Consider the following 16,356-nt stretch of genomic DNA (forward strand, 5'->3'; position numbering starts at 1 on the left):
CGGCTCTTGCACGTCCCGGTTCTTACACGTCCCGGTTCTGGAGCAGCGCGTACGCGCCCGCGTACACCGCCGCCGTCAGGACGAGCATGATCCACAGCGGGTCCCAGCCGGACGGGCCGGACTCGGTCAGGGAGTTGGTGTAGAACACGCTCAGCTGGTTCGGGATCGAGTACTCGAAGAGCCACTCGCGCACCTTGTCCAGCGACTCCGCCACCATGAACAGCGCGAGCACCAGCGGCGCGAGCACCACGCCGATCATGATGGTGATGGCGCCCGCCGAGTGCCGGATGACCGAGCCGATGAGCAGCGAGAGCAGGCCGAGCAGCGCCATGTAGAGGCTGACGCCGACGGTGGCCTTCAACCAGTCGCCGCCGCTCGGGGTGCGGGCGCCGGTGTCCCCCAGCAGGGACGCGTGGACCATGGCCACGAAGCCGGACGTGACCAGGGTGACGGCGAAGGCGACGGCGAAGAACACGATCGACTTGGCGGCGAGCACCCGGCCCCGGCTGGGGCACGCGGTCATCGTCGTCCGGATCATGCCGGTGCCGTACTCCGACGCCGTGGTCAGCACACCGAGGGTGATGACGCAGATGCTGCCGAGGAGCAGGCCGAAGAAGCCGAACGACAGCGGGTTCTCGCCGGACAGGCTGGTGGAGTCGGAGTTGGCCTCGACCAGCGCGCCGGTCAGCAGGCCGATGCCGACGACGAGCAGCACGAAGACGCCGAGCGTCCACATCGTGGAGCGCACCGACCTGATCTTCGTCCACTCGGAGGCCAGCGCGTGCCCGAGGTGGGTGCGCACGACCGGGATGGGCGAGGTGTAGCCGGGGTACGGCCCGCCGGGCGCCGCCTGCCAGTCAGGCGCGGCGGCCGGGGCCTGCGGCATGGGGGGCTGGTGGGTGCTCATCGGGCGTCCTCGGGCTGGGTCGGGTCGGCGGGGGCGGGGGCCGCGTCGGCGGCCGGGCTCGTGGCGGGGGCCGGGGGAGCCGCCTTGACCAGGGCGGGCGGCGGGCTCTGCGGCGCCTCCCCGGCGGCGGGAGCCTGCGGCGCCTGCCCGGCCGGCTGAACCGGTGCCGGCGCCTGTGCCGGGGCGCCGGGCTGCGCGTACGGGTTGGCCGCTCCCGCCGGGCCACCGGGCGCCGTGCCCGCGGCCGTGCCCGGTGCGCCGTACCCGGCCGCCGGGGCGCCCCCGTACGGGCCCGCCGGAGGCATCCCGAAGGGCTGGCCGCCCTGCTGGGGCGGCGGCGGGGCGTACCAGCCGGGCTGGCCCTGGCCCGGTACCGGCACGGGCGGCTGGACGCCGGGCGGCAGCGGCTGCTGCAGTCCCGCCTTCTGGTCGATGGTGGAGCGGTAGTCCACGGCGCCCTGCGTCATCCGCATGTACGCCTCCTCCAGCGAGGCCTGGTGCGGGGACAGCTCCCACAGCCGGACGCCCGACTCGTGCGCGAGGTCGCTGATCCGGGGCAGCGGCAGTCCGGTGACCCGGAGCGCTCCGTCCTGCTCCGGCAGCACGTGGCCGCCCGCCTCGGTGAGCGCGGAGGACAGCTTCTCGCGCAGCTGCGGCTCGGTGTCCGGCGTGCGCACGCGCGCGAAGTCGGCGGAGTTGGCCGAGATGAAGTCCGTGACGCTCATGTCGGCGAGCAGCTGCCCGCGCCCGATGACGATGAGGTGGTCGGCGGTCAGCGCCATCTCGCTCATCAGGTGGGAGGAGACGAAGACCGTACGGCCCTCGGCGGCGAGGGCCTTCATCAGGTTGCGGACCCAGAGGATGCCCTCGGGGTCGAGGCCGTTGACCGGCTCGTCGAAGAGCAACACCTGCGGGTCGCCGAGCAGCGCGGCGGCGATGCCGAGGCGCTGGCCCATGCCGAGCGAGAAGCCCTTGGAACGCTTTCTGGCCACGTCCTGGAGGCCGACCACGCCGAGCACCTCGTCCACGCGCCGGGCCGGGATGCCGGACAGCTGGGCGAGGCTCAGCAGGTGGTTGCGGGCGCTCCGGCCGCCGTGCACGGCCTTGGCGTCGAGCAGCGCGCCGACCTGCCGGGGGGCGTTGGGCAGCTTGCGGTACGGGTAGCCGCCGATGGTGACGGCCCCGGAGGTGGGGTTGTCCAGCCCCAGGATCATCCGCATCGTCGTGGACTTGCCCGAGCCGTTGGGCCCGAGGAAGCCGGTCACGGCTCCTGGCCGCACCCGGAAGGAAAGGTTGTACACGGCGGTCTTGTCGCCGTAGCGCTTGGTCAGGCCGACAGCCTCGATCATGCTCCGCACCCATCGAAAGGTTCAGGACAGCGGGGCACACGCCCCCGTAAGGGTTAGGAGGATATCGAGGCGCTGACGGTTCCGCCCAAAAGAAAGTAAAGCCGGAGGCGACGCCGTGTGACCGCGCCGCCTACTGGGCGTCCCGGCGCCTGAGGAGGAGGTAGCCGCCCGCCAGCGCGGCGACCACCCACAGCGCCATGATCCCGAGCCCGCCCCAGGGGCCGTAGGGCGTGTCGTCGGCCACGCGCGGCACCACCCGCATGATCCGGCTGCCGGCCTGGTCGGGCAGGAAGCGGCCGACCTTCTTGGTCGCGTCGACGTTGCCGAGGATGTTGGAGATCAGGAAGAAGAACGGCATCAGGATGCCGAGGGACAGCATCGGCGAGCGCAGCATCGTGGCGACGCCCATGGAGAACATCGCGATCAGGGTCATGTACAGCCCGCCGCCGAAGACCGCGCGCAGCACACCGGGATCATCGATCGCGGCCCGGTGCGAGCCCAGCACGGCCTGGCCGAGGAAGAACGCGGCGAAGCTCGTCACCATGCCGACGGCGAGCGCGAGCGCGGCGGCCACCGCGACCTTGCAGAACAGGAAGGTGCCGCGCCGGGGCACGGCCGCCAGCGAGGCCCGGATCATGCCGGTGCTGTACTCCGTGGAGACCACCAGCACCCCGAACACGATCATCGCGAGCTGGCCCAGGGTCATGCCCGCGAAACTGACCGCCGTCGGGTCGAAGGAGAACCGCTCCCGCGCGGGCATGTTCGCGAACTGCCGGCTGGACAGCGCGCAGATGAGCGTCCCGAGGGCGACGGTGACCACCACGGCCAGCGACAGTGTCCACACGGTGGACGCCACCGACCGGATCTTGGTCCACTCGGACCGGATGACCTGAACGGCCGCCATGGTCTCAGACCCCCTTCCAGCCGGCGCCCCAGTCCTGCGGGGTCGGAGCGGGACCGGCCTGCGCGTGGTACTCCACCGCTTCCGCCGTCAGCTGCATGAACGCCTCCTCCAGCGAGGCCTGCCGCGGGCTCAGCTCGTGCAGCACGAGCCCGTAGCGCGCGGCCAGCTCACCGATCTGCTCCGCCTTGCCGCCCGCCACCTCCAGCGCCCCGCCGTCCGCCTCCACGACGGTGATCCCGGCCTGGTGCAGCACGTCGAGCAGCCGCTCGCGCTGGGGGGAGCGGACCCGCACGTACGACCGCGAGTTGGTCCGGATGAAGTCGGCCATGGAGGTGTCCGCGAGCAGCCGACCCTGTCCGATCACCACCAGGTGATCGGCCGTCAGCGCCATCTCGCTCATCAGATGACTGGAGACGAACACCGTCCGGCCCTCCGCGGCCAGCGACTTCATCAGGTTCCGGATCCAGTGGATGCCCTCCGGGTCCAGGCCGTTGACCGGTTCGTCGAACATCAGGATGCGCGGGTCCCCGAGCAGTGCGGCGGCGATCCCGAGCCGCTGCCCCATGCCGTACGAGAACCCCTTGGCCTTCTTGCGGGCCACCGCGGTCAGCCCCACGGTCTCCAGGACCTCCGCCACCCGGCGCTCCGGGATGCCGTTGCTCTGCGCGAGGCACAGCAGGTGGTTCCAGGCGCTCCGGCCGCCGTGCACGGCCTTGGCGTCCAGCAGCGCGCCGATGTACGTCAGCGGGTCCCTGAGCCGGTCGTAGTGCGTGCCGTCGATCCGGACATCGCCGGCGGTGGGGCGGTCGAGCCCGAGGATCATCCGTATGGTCGTGGACTTCCCGGCCCCGTTGGGCCCGAGGAACCCCGTCACGATGCCCGGCCGGACGGCGAAGGTGAGGTGGTCGACCGCCACCTTCGCGCCGTACCGCTTCGTCAGCCCCTCCAGCTCGATCATGCGGCCACGCTAAGACGGGCTCGGGGCGGCTGCCACCCGAGCGGGCGCGGCATGCTCCAGCCCCCTCGAACGGCGCGAGGGCGCCGGGGCGGGGCACGGTGGGGGAGACGGTGGTCCAGGACGGGAGACCACGCGCGGGGTGGCGCGGGGCCCGGGCGGCGCCCCCGGCGGCGACCGGACCGGCGAGGACGACGGCGTCGTGGTGGCCGGCGATGCCGAAGGGGCGGCGGGAACAGGTCCCACCGCCCCTTGAGCGTCGTACGACTGCCCGGACCTACCGGGACTGCTGCGCCGGAACGCCCCGGGAGATCGGCTCGTCGTCGGTCGACGTGCCGGCCGCGGCGACCGCGGCACCGGTCAGCGTGGCGAGCATCTCGCGGACGTTCGTCAGCTGGGCGTTGATGCTGTCGCGGCGGTTGGTGAGCGCCGCCAGCTCGCGCTCGGATTCCGAACGGATCCGGTCGGCCTTGGCGTTGGCGTCGGCCACGATGTCCTCGGCCTGGCGCTGGGCGGTCTCCACCGTCTGGCGGGCGCGGCGCTCGGCGTCGGTGCGCAGCTTCTCCGCCTCCAGGCGAAGCTGCTCGGCCCGGTGCTCGATCTCGGCGAGGCGCTTCTCGGCCTTCTGCTGACGCGAGGCCAGGTCGCGCTCGGACTGCTCGCGGCGCTTGGCCAGGTTCGTCTCGAAGTCGGCGGCGGCCTGCGCGGCCTTGGCGCGGGTCTCCTCGAAGAGGGCGTCCGCCTCCTCGCGCTTGGACTGCGCGTCCTTCTGCGCCTCGGTGCGCAGCTGGGCGGCGTCGGACTTGGCCTTCTCGACGATCCGGACGCCCTCGTCCTCGGCCTTGGCCTTGCGCTCGGCCGCGTACGACTCGGCGTCGTTGCGGACCTGCTGGGCCGCCGACTCGGCGAGGTCGCGGTGCTGCTCGGCCGCCCTCCGGGCCTCCTCACGCAGCTCCTTGGCCTCTTCCTCGGCCAGGCGCAGGATCTTCTCGACCCGCGCGCCGAGACCCGCGTACGACGGCTCGGCGTCCGTGATCTGGGCCTGGGCGTTCTGCGTTTCGAGGTGGAGCTCCTCGATGCGCTTCTCCAGGGCGGTGATGCGGGCGAGAGCGCTGTCACGGTCGGAGACGAGCTTGGAGATACGTTCGTCCACCTGAGCGCGGTCGTATCCACGCCGCACAAGCTCGAAGCCGTAGGGGGAAGTGTCGCTCATGGGGTTCCTGTCGAATGAGACCGGTGAGTGAGGTGATAAGGGGAATCCTAGGGGCCGAAGCGGTGTGTCATCGTGCAGATACGGTTTTGATCTGGAGAATGGCACTCCATTTGGGTGGCTGACCGTCGGACGGTTTGCCGAGGAGCCGGGCAAAGCCCCCAGAAGACACCCGAACGTACCTCGTACGCTAGCTCTCTGACGACTTGCCACCCGAACGGGGGGCACCTACCGTGGCGCCCGCCTTGACTCCGCCGTCCTTGCCGGCCGCCGGGGCCTCGAAGGACTCCAGCGCCTCCAGCACGTCCTGGACCCGGGAGATCTCGGCGTTGATGTCCTCGCGCCGGCGCACCAGGATCTCCAGCTCCCGCTTGCCCTCCTCGACCGTGCGCCGGGCCTCGCGGATCGCCTCCGCCTTCAGCTCCTCGGCCTCCTTGACGAGGCGGGCCTTCTTCGTCTCGGCCTCCTTCAGGAGCCCCTCCGCCTTCTTGACCGCGGCGATGCGCACCTTGCCCGCCTCGGAGTTGGCGTCCGACACCAGCTCCTTGGCCTTGGCCTCGGCCTTCGCCAGCTGCTCCTCGGCGGCCTTGATGAGCGCGTCGCAGCGGTCGCCGGTGGACTTCATCGTCTCGGCGGCCTCGCGCCGGGCCCGCTCGTGCAGCTCCTCGATCTCGCCGGTGATGCGGTCGCGCAGCTCCTCGGCGCGCTGCCGGATCGCGGTGGCGTCCCGGCGGGCGCCGACCAGCAGCTCGTCCGCGTCCGTCCGGGCCTTCTCCACCAGGGAGTTGCCCTCGATGGTGGCCTCGGAGACGATCCGGTCGGCCTCGCTGCGGGCCGCGCCGACCATCGTGTCGGCCTGCGACTCGGCGTCCGCCGTGGTCTTCAGCGCCTGCTGCTGCGCCTCGGTGAGCAGCTTGTCGGCCTCGGCCGTCGTCTCCGTGATGAGCGTGTCGACCTGCTCCGCCGCCTCCGAACGCCGCTTGTTGGCCTCCTTTCGGGCCTCGTCCAGGGTCCGCTCGGCCTCCTGGCGCGCGGAGCCGACGAGCCGTTCGGCCTCCGCCCGCGCCTGCGACTTCGTCCGCTCGGCCTCCGTCCGCAGCCGCTCCGCGTGCGCCTGCGCCGAACCGACGGTCTCGGCCGCCTCGGCCCGCAGCCGCTCGGCCTCGTCGGTCGCCTCCCCGAGCAGCCGCTCGGCGCTCGCGACCGCCTCGGCACGGACCCGGTCCGCCTCGCTCAGCGCCTCCGCGCGCACCCGCTCGGCCTCCGCGAGCGTCTCGGTCTGGAGGCGTTCGGCCTCGTTGCGGGCCTCGGTGATGAGGGTGTCGGCCTGGGTGGCCGCGTCGGAGCGGATGCGGTTGGCGTCCTCGCGGGCGTCGGCCCGGGTGCGGGTCGCCGCCTCGGTGGCCTCGGTGAGCGTCTGAGCCGCCTCCGTGCGGACGCGCTCGGCCTCCGCCGCCGTCTCCGTCTGGAGCCGTTCGGCCTCGGCGAGCGTCTCGGTCTGGAGGCGTTCGGCCTCGTTGCGGGCCTCGGTGATGAGGGTGTCGGCCTGGGTGGCCGCGTCGGAGCGGATGCGGTTGGCGTCCTCGCGGGCGTCCGCCCGGGTGCGGGCCGCCGCCTGGTCGGCCTCGGCCAGCGCGTCCGACGCCTCGGTGCGCACCCGCTGGGCGTACTCGCCCGCGTCCGCGCGCAGCCGCTCGGCCTCCGCGACGGCCTCCGCCATCGTCCGCTCGGCCAGCGCCTTCGCGGCCTCCGACTCCTCGTTCGCCTCGCGCCGGATCCGGGAGGCGTCCTCGCTCGCCCGCTCCCGCTCGGCGTAGGCGTCGGCGCGGACCCGGTCCGCCTCCTCCTCGGCCTCCCGGCGGGTACGGTCCGCCGCGTGCTCGGCGGCCGAACGCAGCCCGGCGATCTCCTCCTGCGCCTGCTCGTGCAGCCCGGCGACGGAGTCCCGCACCTGCTGCGCGTGCTGCTCGGCGGCGCCGACCATCTCCGTGGCGCGCCGGTCGGCCTCCTCCACCAGCCGGGTGGCCTCGGCCTGCGCCTCCTCCACGCGCTTGCGCGCGGAGGCCAGCAGTTCCTCGCTCTGCTCGCGGGCCCGCTGCCGCTCCTGGTCGGCCTCCTCGCGGGCGGCGCCGAGGAGCTCCTCGGCCTCGCGGCGGCGCCGGGCGGCCTCCTCCTGCGCGGCGGCCAGCGTCTCGGACGCCTCGGTGCCGAGGCGCTCGGCGGCGGCCTGCGCCTCCGCGCGCACCCGGTCGGCGGTGTCCTGCGCCTCCGCCTTCAGCCGCTCGGCCTCGGCGGCCGCCTCGGACCGCAGCCGTACGGCGATGGCCTCGCCCTCGGCGCGGGAGGCGGACGCGTCGGACGCGGCCTCGTCCCGCAGCCGCTCGGCCTCGGCCTCGGCCTGCTGCCGGAGCGTACGGATCCGCTCGGCGGCCTCCGCGCGCAGCCGCTCGGTCTCCTCGGCGGCCTCCCGGCGGATCCGGGCCGCCTCGGCGCGGGCGTCCGTCAGTGCCTGCTCGGCCGACGCCAGCCGCTCCTGCGCCTCGGTCTGGAGCCGGCTCAGCTCCTCGGCGGCCTCGGCCCGACGGGACTCGACGGCCTTCTCGGTCTCCTCGCGCAGCTCCCGCGCGGCCTTCTCGGCGTCCGACCGGACCGTCTCGGCCTGCTCGGCGGCCTCGGCGCGCAGCCGTTCGGCCTCCTTGCGGGTGCGCTCCAGGGTCTCCTCGGCCTGCCGGCGCAGGCCGGTGGCCCGCTCGATGGCCTCGGTGCGGACCTTCTCGCTGTCGGCGGTCGCGGTCTGCCGCAGCTCGTCGGCGTCCGCCTTGGCCTTGGCCAGCAGCTCCTCGGCGGACCTGGCCGCCTCCTCGATCTGCGCCACCGCCTCCCGGCGGGCCTCGGCGCGGATCGACTCGCCCTCGGCGACCGCGTCGGCGCGCAGCTGTTCGGCCTCGCCGCGCAGCCGGCGGGCCTCCTCCTGCAGCTCGACCGTCTTGGCGCGGTACTCCTTGGTGTCGTCCTTCGCCGCGCCCTTGAGCTGCTCGGCGATGTCGTGCGCCTCGGCGCGCAGCCGGTCCGCCTCGGTCTCGGCCTCCGAGCGGATCCGCTCGGCCTCCTCGGCGGCGGCCCTGGTGGTCTTCTGGGCGTCCTCGGACGCCTTGTTGAGGACGTCCTCGGCGGTCTTGGCCGCCTTGGACAGCTGGGTGGCCGTCTCCTCGGCGGTGATCGAGCGGGCCTTCTCGGCGGCCTCGGCGACGATCTTCTCGGCCTCGGCGCGGGCGTCCGCGACCAGCTGCTCGGCCTCGGACTTGGTGTGCTCGGCCTCCTTGGTGGCCTCCTCGACCAGCCGGGCGACCTGCTCCTTGGCGGTGCGCGTCCGCGTCTCGTTGGCGGCCTCCGCGGTGGCGAGGGCCTTGGCGGCGGCCTCCTTCGCCTCCGTGACCACCTTCTCGGCCTCGGCCTGCGCCTTGCGCAGCGCCTCCTCGGCCGCCGTCATCCGCTCCTCGGCGGCCCGGCTCAGCTCGGCGGCCTGCCGACGGGCCGCGTCCGACTCGGTGACCGTGGCCGTGCGCAGCTGCTCGGCGTGCTCGGTGGCCTCCTGCGCCTGCGTGGAGGCCGCGTTCAGCAGCCGCTCGGCGTCCGCGCGGGCGCGGCGCAGGATCTGCTCGGCCTCCGCGCGCGCCGACTCGGCCTCGCTCTGCAGCCGCTCCCGGGCCTGACGGGTCAGCCGTTCGGCCTCCGCGCGGGCGGCGGCCATCGCCTGCTCGGCCTCCGCGCGGGACTCCTCCAGCAGCCGCCGGGCCTGCTGCTCGGTGCGGGCGCGCAGCTGCTCGGCCCAGGCCACGTTCTCGTTGACGTGCGACTCGACGGTGGCCCTGCGCTCGGCCAGCTCCTGGTCGAGCTGCTGGCGCCGGGTCACCGCCTCCTGGTGCAGCTCGGCCTGGAGCCGCGCGGCCTGCTCGGCGTGCTCCTGGAGGATGCGCTGGGTCTGCGCACGGGCCTGGCTCAGCTCCCGCTCGGCGTCCTGGCGCAGCTGCTCGGCCTGCATCTGGGCGTTGCGGAGCAACTGTTCGGCCTGGTACCCGATGTCACCCGCGTCGTAGGCGGGCCGGGTCATCAGGGTGCGCCGCGCCTCGTGCAGCTTGGCGCGCAGCACCTCGACCTGGTAGCCGAGGTCCTCGGCGTGCTGGATCGCCTTCTCGCGCTCGGTCCTCAGCCGCTTCATCTCGGCCTCGAACCGAGAGAGGTGGTCGACGTCAGCCGCCGGCTCTCGCTCCTGGCTCTCGTAGCCCCGCACTGCGCGGTCCCATCCGTCCCCTGGTCAGCTTCTGCAACGAGCTCCGTCCATCCGCCGAACGGGGCCCCCGGGGAATGGTGTCAGACAGACGGCGGAGCACGGGCTGCTGCCCCGACGCTCGTCCCCCGAAACCCGGACCCCGGCATGCGGTCGTCCCCGTTTCGGGGACGACCGCCCCCAACCCTACCGGCCCTTATGTACGGGGGTCAGTGCTCAGGTGACTCAACAGGGGCCGAAGTGACCAGTTCTGTCAGAACGCCATGGCAATCCTTGGGGTGCAGGAAGGTGATCCGCGATCCCATGGAGCCGCGTCGTGGCTCGTCGTACAGCACCCGGACGCCCTTGCCGCGGATGTCCGCGGCGTCCCCGTCGACGTCCGCCGTGCCGAAGGCGATGTGGTGGACGCCCTCCCCGTTCTTCGCGAGCCACTTGCCGACCGCCGAGTCCTCGCGGGTCGGTTCCAGCAGCTGGAGGTAGGAGGCTCCGCCGTCCGAGGTCCCGTTGATCCTGAGCATGGCCTCCCGCACGCCCTGCTCCTCGTTGACCTCGGTGTGGAACACCTCGAAGCCGTACGTGGCCCGGTAGAACTCGACGGTCGCGTCGAGGTCGTGGCAGGCGATCCCGATGTGGTCGATTCGCGTCAGCATGGATTCAGTGCAGCGCGCACCGGGTGGTTACGCAACGTGCGCGCGATCACACCGACGGGCCGATGACGCCGTGTCCAACCGCTCAGTACATTCGAAGTAAACCCTCGTTCACTCCTCGGCTGTGCGCAGCTGGAAGGGGATCGCACCTCATGTCTTCTGGATCTTCTGGAACGACCAGCTCGGTGATCGTCGCGGGCGCCCGGACGCCCATGGGGCGGCTGCTGGGCTCGCTGAAGTCCTTCTCCGGAGCCGACCTGGGCGGCTTCGCGATCAAGGCCGCCCTCGACCGTGCGGGGATCGGCGGCGACCAGGTGCAGTACGTCATCATGGGCCAGGTCCTGCAGGCCGGCGCCGGCCAGATCCCGGCCCGCCAGGCCGCCGTCAAGGCCGGCATCCCGATGAACGTCCCGGCGCTCACCGTCAACAAGGTGTGCCTCTCCGGCCTCGACGCCATCGCCCTCGCCGACCAGCTGATCCGAGCGGGTGAATTCGACATCGTCGTGGCGGGCGGCCAGGAGTCCATGACCAACGCCCCGCACCTGCTGCCCAAGTCCCGCGAAGGGTACAAGTACGGCGCGGTACAGATGCTCGACGCGATGGCCTACGACGGCCTGACCGACCCGTGGGAGAACGTCCCGATGGGCGAGTCCACGGAGAGGCACAACACCCGCCTCGGCATCAAGCGCCCCGAGCAGGACGCGATCGCCGCCCTGTCCCACCAGCGGGCCGCCGCCGCGCAGAAGAACGGCCTGTTCGAGGCCGAGATCACCCCCGTGGAGATCCCGCAGCGCAAGGGCGAGCCCGTGCTGTTCAGCAAGGACGAGGGCATCCGCGGCGACACCACCGTCGAGTCCCTGGCCAAGCTGCGCCCGGCCTTCGCCAAGGACGGCACGATCACCGCCGGCTCCTCCTCGCAGATCTCGGACGGCGCGGCGGCCGTGGTCGTGATGAGCAAGGCGAAGGCGGAGGAACTGGGCCTGACCTGGCTCGCCGAGATCGGCGCGCACGGCAACGTGGCCGGCCCGGACAACTCGCTGCAGTCCCAGCCGTCGAACGCCATCCTGCACGCCCTGAAGAAGGAGGGCCTGGAGGTCTCCGACCTGGACCTCATCGAGATCAACGAGGCCTTCGCCGCCGTCGCCGTGCAGTCAATGAAGGACCTCGGCGTTTCCACGGAAAAGGTGAACGTCAACGGCGGCGCGATCGCCCTGGGTCACCCGATCGGCATGTCCGGCGCCCGGCTCGTGCTCCACTTGGCCCTGGAGCTCAAGCGGCGCGGCGGCGGCGTCGGCGCGGCGGCGCTGTGCGGCGGCGGTGGCCAGGGTGACGCGCTGATCGTGCGGGTACCGAAGGCCTGAGGCCCCGAAAGTCTGTTTCCGGTACGCCGGTGTCCGGTACGTGGTGAACTGAACGGAGCTGTGATGCAGGACGTCTCCTCTCTGGTGGCCCAGGCCAGGGACGGCCGGCCGCGGGCCGTGGCCCGGCTGATCTCCCTCGTGGAGGGGGCGTCCCCGCAGCTGAGGGAGGTCATGGCGGCACTGGCCCCGCTGACGGGCAACGCGTACGTGGTCGGCCTGACGGGCTCGCCGGGCGTCGGCAAGTCCACCTCCACCTCCGCGCTCGTCACCGCCTACCGCAAGCAGGGCAGGCGGGTCGGCGTCCTGGCCGTCGACCCCTCGTCGCCGTTCTCCGGCGGCGCCCTGCTCGGCGACCGGGTCCGGATGTCGGAGCACGCCTCCGACCCCGGCGTCTACATCCGCTCCATGGCGACCCGCGGTCACCTCGGCGGTCTGGCCTGGGCGGCCCCCCAGGCCATCCGGGTGCTGGACGCGGCCGGCTGCGACGTGATCCTGGTCGAGACGGTCGGTGTGGGCCAGTCGGAGGTGGAGATCGCCTCCCAGGCGGACACCAGCGTGGTCCTGCTGGCCCCCGGCATGGGCGACGGCATCCAGGCGGCGAAGGCCGGGATCCTGGAGATCGGCGACGTGTACGTCGTCAACAAGGCCGACCGGGACGGCGCCGACGCCACCGCCCGCGAACTGAACCACATGCTGGGCCTGGGCGAGGCCCGGGGTCCCGGCGACTGGCGCCCGCCGATCGTGAAGACGGTCGCGGCCCGCGCGGAGGGCGTCGACGAGGTCGTGGAGGCCCTGGAGAAGCACCGGGCCTGGATGGAGGAGCGCGGGATCCTCACGGAGCGGCGCACGGCCCGCGCGGCCCGCGAGGTGGAGACCATCGCGGTGACGGCCCTGCGCGAACGCATCGGCGACCTGCACGGCGACCGCCGCCTCGGCGCCCTCGCCGAACGCATCGTCACCGGCGAACTGGACCCGTACCGCGCGGCGGACGAACTGGTCGCGGGCCTGACGGAAAGCTGACCGCACCGCGGGATCGGCGAGTCACGGGCGGACGGGGTTACCGCCGACGTCGCCCGCACAGGGATGGGCCGGGCGCCGTGAGCACGTCTTACGGTGCCGGGGACGGGCCGGGCGGGCCGTTGGCCGAGGCGGCGAGCGGACCGTCGCCGGTGGGCGCGGCGCACCGCACCCGTGCCGTGGGGTCGCGCCCTCCGGGCCGTGAACCCGGGCGGGGCCAAGGGTCGCCGGGGCGGTGATCGCGCTGCTACCTTGACCCGCATGTTCCTCTCCTTGGCGTAGAGCGCACCCGGGATCGCGGGGCCGGACAGACGGCCTTCGCGCCCTTCGGTGTCCCCTCTTCCGCCTCTCCCAGAGGAACCTCGCGTGTCCACGCCCCTTTCGCGGCCCTCGTACGCCGCCGTCCTGCGCGTCCCGCATGCGCGCCGCACCTTCACCGCGGCCCTGACAGCCCGCCTGTCCTACGGCACGGTCTCGCTGGCGGTCCTGCTGTCCGTCACCCACGCCACCGGGTCCTACGCGGTCTCCGGCACCGTTCTCTCCCTCTTCGGCGCCACGACGGTCTTCCTGATGCCCCTGCGCGCCTCCCTGATCGACCGCCACGGCCCGCGCCGGGTCCTGCCGCCCATGTCCGCGCTGTACGGCGCTCTGCTGGGCGTCCTGGCCGTCCTGACCTGGCGTCCCGGCGCGCCGGCCGTCGCGATCGCCCTCACCGCCGCCCTCGCGGGCGGCTGCGCGCCCCCGCTCGGCCCGACCATGCGCGCCCTGTGGTCCGACCTGGTGACGGACCGGGACCTGCTGCGGCGCGCCTACAGTCTGGACGGCGTCGCGGAGGAACTGCTCTACGTCTCCGGCCCCGCCCTGATCGCCGTGCTCGGCGGCTTCGCCCCGCCGGCAGCGGGAATCCTCCTCAGCGCGGCCCTGAACGTCGGGGGCACGTGCGCCTTCGTCACCTCCCCGGCGATGACCGCCCGGCGCCCGTCCCCGGCGAAGGAGGAGGCCACCGGGGCACGGGTCGCTGGGGAAGAGGCCACCGGCGCGCGGTCCGGGCGGTCACGGACCGCCCTGGTCCGGGGCGTGCTGCCCCCGGTCGTGGTCGCCCTGGGTGCGGGACTGGCGCTCAGTGCCGTGGAACTGCTGGTGCTGGCCTTCGCCACGGAGCGTTCCTACGATCCCGCCCTGGTCCCCTGGGTCCTGGGCGCGCTCTCGGCGGGCAGCGCGCTGGGCGGTCTGGCCAACGGGGTGGTGCGGTGGCGCACGAGCGCCCGGACCCGCCTGTGCCGGTTCGCGGCGGCCCTCGGTCTGGTGCTCGCGGCGGCGGGCCTGGCGCCCGACCTGTGGACCCTCACGGCGGCCATGGCCTGCGCGGGAGCGTTCATCGCCCCGGTCCTGACGACGGCCTACCTGCTGGCCGACGAATCGGCCCAGGAGGGCGCCCGTACGCAGGCCGGGGCGTGGGTGAACATGGCGGTGAACGCGGGAAGCTCGGGCGGGGCGATGGCGGCAGGGCTGGTGATCGGCCGACTGCCGCTGCCCGTGTGCTTCACCCTGGCGGGCGGAACCGCACTGCTGGCCGCCGCGGCCGCGGCCGGCCGTGTCGCGGGAGCGGTACGGGCGGGCGCGGCGCCCGGCCTGCGCCGGTGAGCGCGTCCCCCCCGCCGGGCTACCGTGATCCGGGCCGGCCGGCCCGGATCACAGACGCCCCCGCTGCCCCCGCAGATGCTCGGCGATGGGCTTCAGCGCCTTGTCGAGTTCCATCAGCGTGTCCGGTGACAGCAGGTCGATGAAGTGGCGCCGCACCGACGCGACGTGGTGCGGCGCGACCTTCTTCATCGTCTCCATGCCGTGATCGGTGAGCACGGCGAACAGTCCCCGCCGGTCCGTGTCACAGTTCTCCCGGCGCACCAGGTTCGCGTTCTCCATGCGGGTGATCTGGTGCGAGAGCCGGCTCTTGGACTGCATCGTCGCGGAGGCGAGGTCGCTCATCCGCATCCGCACGTCTTCCGACTCGGACAGGTTCACCAGGATCTCGTAGTCGTTCATTGTCAGGCCGAACGGCTGGAGATCCTTCTCGAGCTGGTACGTCAACAGCCTGTTGACCTCCAGGTGGGTGCGCCAAGCGCACTGCTCCGCATCGGTCAGCCAGCGCGTGGCCGTCTCGGTCTCCATGAATGAAGTCTACCTAAGAAGTTGAATGGCGAACTACTTCGGGTGGTGTGACAGTGCGCACGCGTTCGACGTCACACTCCGCAGACTACCGCTCACAGCCCGAAGCGACGCTGGAGGTCCCCCAGCTGTCCGGGAAGGCGCGGTGTGCCCGACGATTGCGGACCGTGTCCGCCCGGCCCCGTTCCGCCACCGCCCGGCACCCCCGGTTCGGGAGGAACAACCCCCGTGGCCCCCTCGGCCATAAGGGTCTCCGTCGACTGCAGCAGAACCGTCCCGGCGCCCACGAACTCGAACTGGTGCTCCTCCCCGGATACCCCGCCGAGGCCCGTCATCGCACGTAGACCGCCCAGTACACCCGTCATGTATCCGTGGTCGTAGTGATGGCACGGGGACGGGCAGTCGGCCCACCCGACAAGCGCCTGGGGGTCGACCCGGATCGGAGGTTCCATGAACACCACCGGCCCGTTAGATGCGGCGACGAACTTTCCGGTTCCGATAAGGGTCAGAAAACCCGGCACGATCGACTGCTTGAGCGCGAGACTTGGCTGAAAAGCGAGCAGGTTGCCCGCGCGAATGGTCAAGTTCCCGTCGTCCAGGTCGTAGGAGTTGACGTCGAAGGCCCGGTCGGCCAGCAGCATCTTGCCGGAGCCCCCGGCCACGACCCAGTCGCTCGCGTGCAGTGGCGAATGGAAGGACGTACGGACAAGTCGGTCGAGTCGGCCGTGCCCGATGCCGTTGAACTCGATCGTCCCGTAGTAGGCGATCATCTTCCCCTTCTGCAGGAACCACTGCCCGCCCTTGAGCTCCACGCAGAAGGTGTACTTGTTCACGTTGTCGTCGGCGGGCAGCGTCATGGGGTCGTGCACGGCCGGCCCGGCGCCGGGGCTCGCGTAGGTGCTCACAGCTTCTCCTCCGACGCCTGGACGTACACCGTGCCGTTGCCGCTCAGTTCCAGCTGGAAGGCCTCGCCGGAGCCCCGGCCCACCATGTCGCGCCAGCCGAGCGCGGTGGACAGCTTGTTGCGGACGTCGCCGTGGTGGGCGACGTAGGCCTGGGGGTCGACGTGGACCGGGCGCTGCGGGGTGACCGGGATCTCGAAGACTCCGCCGTGCGCCATCACGGCCACCGAGCCCTGTCCCTGGAGGGTCGTCGTGAACAGGCCCTGGCCGGTGACCTGCCCGCGCACCATGCCCATGACCCCGCCCTGCGAGCCCATGAACATCGTCCCCTGCCGCAGCGTGCCCTCGAAGGCGAGCAGCCGGTCGGCCTCGACGTAGAGCGTGTCGCCGGCGAGGGTGATCACATGGACGTGGTGGCCGCCGTGCCCGAAGAACACCGTGCCGCTGCCCTCCACGGTCATCAGCGGGGTCGCCTCGCCGGCCACCCGGCGCCCGATCATGGACATCAGCCCGCCCTGTCCGCCCTGGACGTTGGGCGTGAAGGACACGTCCCCCTTGTAGGCGAGCATCGCGCCGCGCTGGCTGAACAGCCGCTGCCCCGGGGCCACCGTCGCCTCGACCATCTTCGAGTTGATCTCCCGGAAGGTCAT

13 protein-coding genes are annotated in these 16,356 nt (G+C 72.6%); 3 read left to right on the forward strand and 10 right to left on the reverse strand.

The features are described 5' to 3' along the window. Positions 1–22: 22 nt before the first annotated feature. The 7 genes from LG395_RS12810 to mce all read right to left on the reverse strand — a co-directional run bounded on the left by LG395_RS12810 (position 23) and on the right by mce (position 10,263). A complete protein-coding gene (locus LG395_RS12810) occupies positions 23–907 on the reverse strand; it encodes an ABC transporter permease (protein ID WP_171152765.1) in 885 nt (294 codons plus the stop codon). Further along, positions 904–2,256, reverse strand: a complete 1,353-nt coding sequence (locus LG395_RS12815; RefSeq protein ID WP_225809424.1) for an ABC transporter ATP-binding protein — start codon at positions 2,254–2,256, stop codon at positions 904–906. The genes LG395_RS12810 and LG395_RS12815 overlap by 4 nt, the downstream gene beginning before the upstream one ends. 130 nt (positions 2,257–2,386) lie before the next feature. Then, positions 2,387–3,160 (reverse strand): ABC transporter permease, encoded by a 774-nt coding sequence (locus tag LG395_RS12820; protein WP_225809425.1) that lies wholly within the window; start codon positions 3,158–3,160, stop codon positions 2,387–2,389. A gap of 4 nt (positions 3,161–3,164) precedes the next feature. Beyond that, positions 3,165–4,118, reverse strand: a complete 954-nt coding sequence (locus tag LG395_RS12825) for an ABC transporter ATP-binding protein (protein WP_225809426.1) — start codon at positions 4,116–4,118, stop codon at positions 3,165–3,167. Positions 4,119–4,392: 274 nt separating this feature from the next. Further along, complete coding sequence (locus LG395_RS12830) at positions 4,393–5,328, reverse strand: coiled-coil domain-containing protein (protein ID WP_171152757.1); 936 nt, start codon at positions 5,326–5,328, stop codon at positions 4,393–4,395. Positions 5,329–5,515: 187 nt separating this feature from the next. Further along, positions 5,516–9,616, reverse strand: coding sequence for a polarized growth protein Scy (gene scy / locus LG395_RS12835; protein ID WP_225809427.1), 4,101 nt, complete (start codon positions 9,614–9,616; stop codon positions 5,516–5,518). 206 nt (positions 9,617–9,822) lie between these two features. After that, on the reverse strand, positions 9,823–10,263 hold the full coding sequence (gene mce / locus LG395_RS12840; protein ID WP_171152753.1) for a methylmalonyl-CoA epimerase: 441 nt from the start codon (positions 10,261–10,263) through the stop codon (positions 9,823–9,825). A 149-nt stretch (positions 10,264–10,412) separates the two neighbouring features. On the opposite strand from mce, the gene LG395_RS12845 reads away from it, so the two are divergent. The 3 genes from LG395_RS12845 (at position 10,413) to LG395_RS12855 (ending at position 14,282) form a co-directional block, all read left to right on the forward strand. Beyond that, the gene (locus tag LG395_RS12845) at positions 10,413–11,621 is read left to right on the forward strand and encodes an acetyl-CoA C-acetyltransferase (protein WP_225809428.1); all 1,209 of its coding nucleotides are present in this window, start codon (positions 10,413–10,415) and stop codon (positions 11,619–11,621) included. Positions 11,622–11,684: 63 nt separating this feature from the next. Next, positions 11,685–12,641: a methylmalonyl Co-A mutase-associated GTPase MeaB gene (gene meaB, locus LG395_RS12850; RefSeq protein WP_171152750.1), complete on the forward strand. Its 957-nt coding sequence runs from the start codon at positions 11,685–11,687 to the stop codon at positions 12,639–12,641. 363 nt (positions 12,642–13,004) lie between these two features. Beyond that, positions 13,005–14,282 (forward strand): MFS transporter, encoded by a 1,278-nt coding sequence (locus tag LG395_RS12855; protein WP_225809429.1) that lies wholly within the window; start codon positions 13,005–13,007, stop codon positions 14,280–14,282. Between the two features lie 48 nt (positions 14,283–14,330). Here the strand turns inward: LG395_RS12855 and LG395_RS12860 are convergent, their stop codons facing one another. The 3 genes from LG395_RS12860 to LG395_RS12870 all read right to left on the reverse strand — a co-directional run bounded on the left by LG395_RS12860 (position 14,331) and on the right by LG395_RS12870 (position 16,356). Continuing rightward, positions 14,331–14,807, reverse strand: a complete 477-nt coding sequence (locus LG395_RS12860; RefSeq protein WP_171152747.1) for a MarR family winged helix-turn-helix transcriptional regulator — start codon at positions 14,805–14,807, stop codon at positions 14,331–14,333. Between the two features lie 92 nt (positions 14,808–14,899). Next, positions 14,900–15,709, reverse strand: a complete 810-nt coding sequence (locus LG395_RS12865) for an AIM24 family protein (protein ID WP_171152745.1) — start codon at positions 15,707–15,709, stop codon at positions 14,900–14,902. Beyond that, entirely contained in the window at positions 15,706–16,356 is a 651-nt protein-coding gene (locus LG395_RS12870; protein WP_171152743.1) for an AIM24 family protein, read from the reverse strand. The genes LG395_RS12865 and LG395_RS12870 overlap by 4 nt, the downstream gene beginning before the upstream one ends.

The sequence above is a fragment of the Streptomyces spinosus genome (assembly GCF_020400655.1).
GTDB classification, from domain to species: Bacteria; Actinomycetota; Actinomycetes; order Streptomycetales; family Streptomycetaceae; genus Streptomyces; species Streptomyces argyrophylli.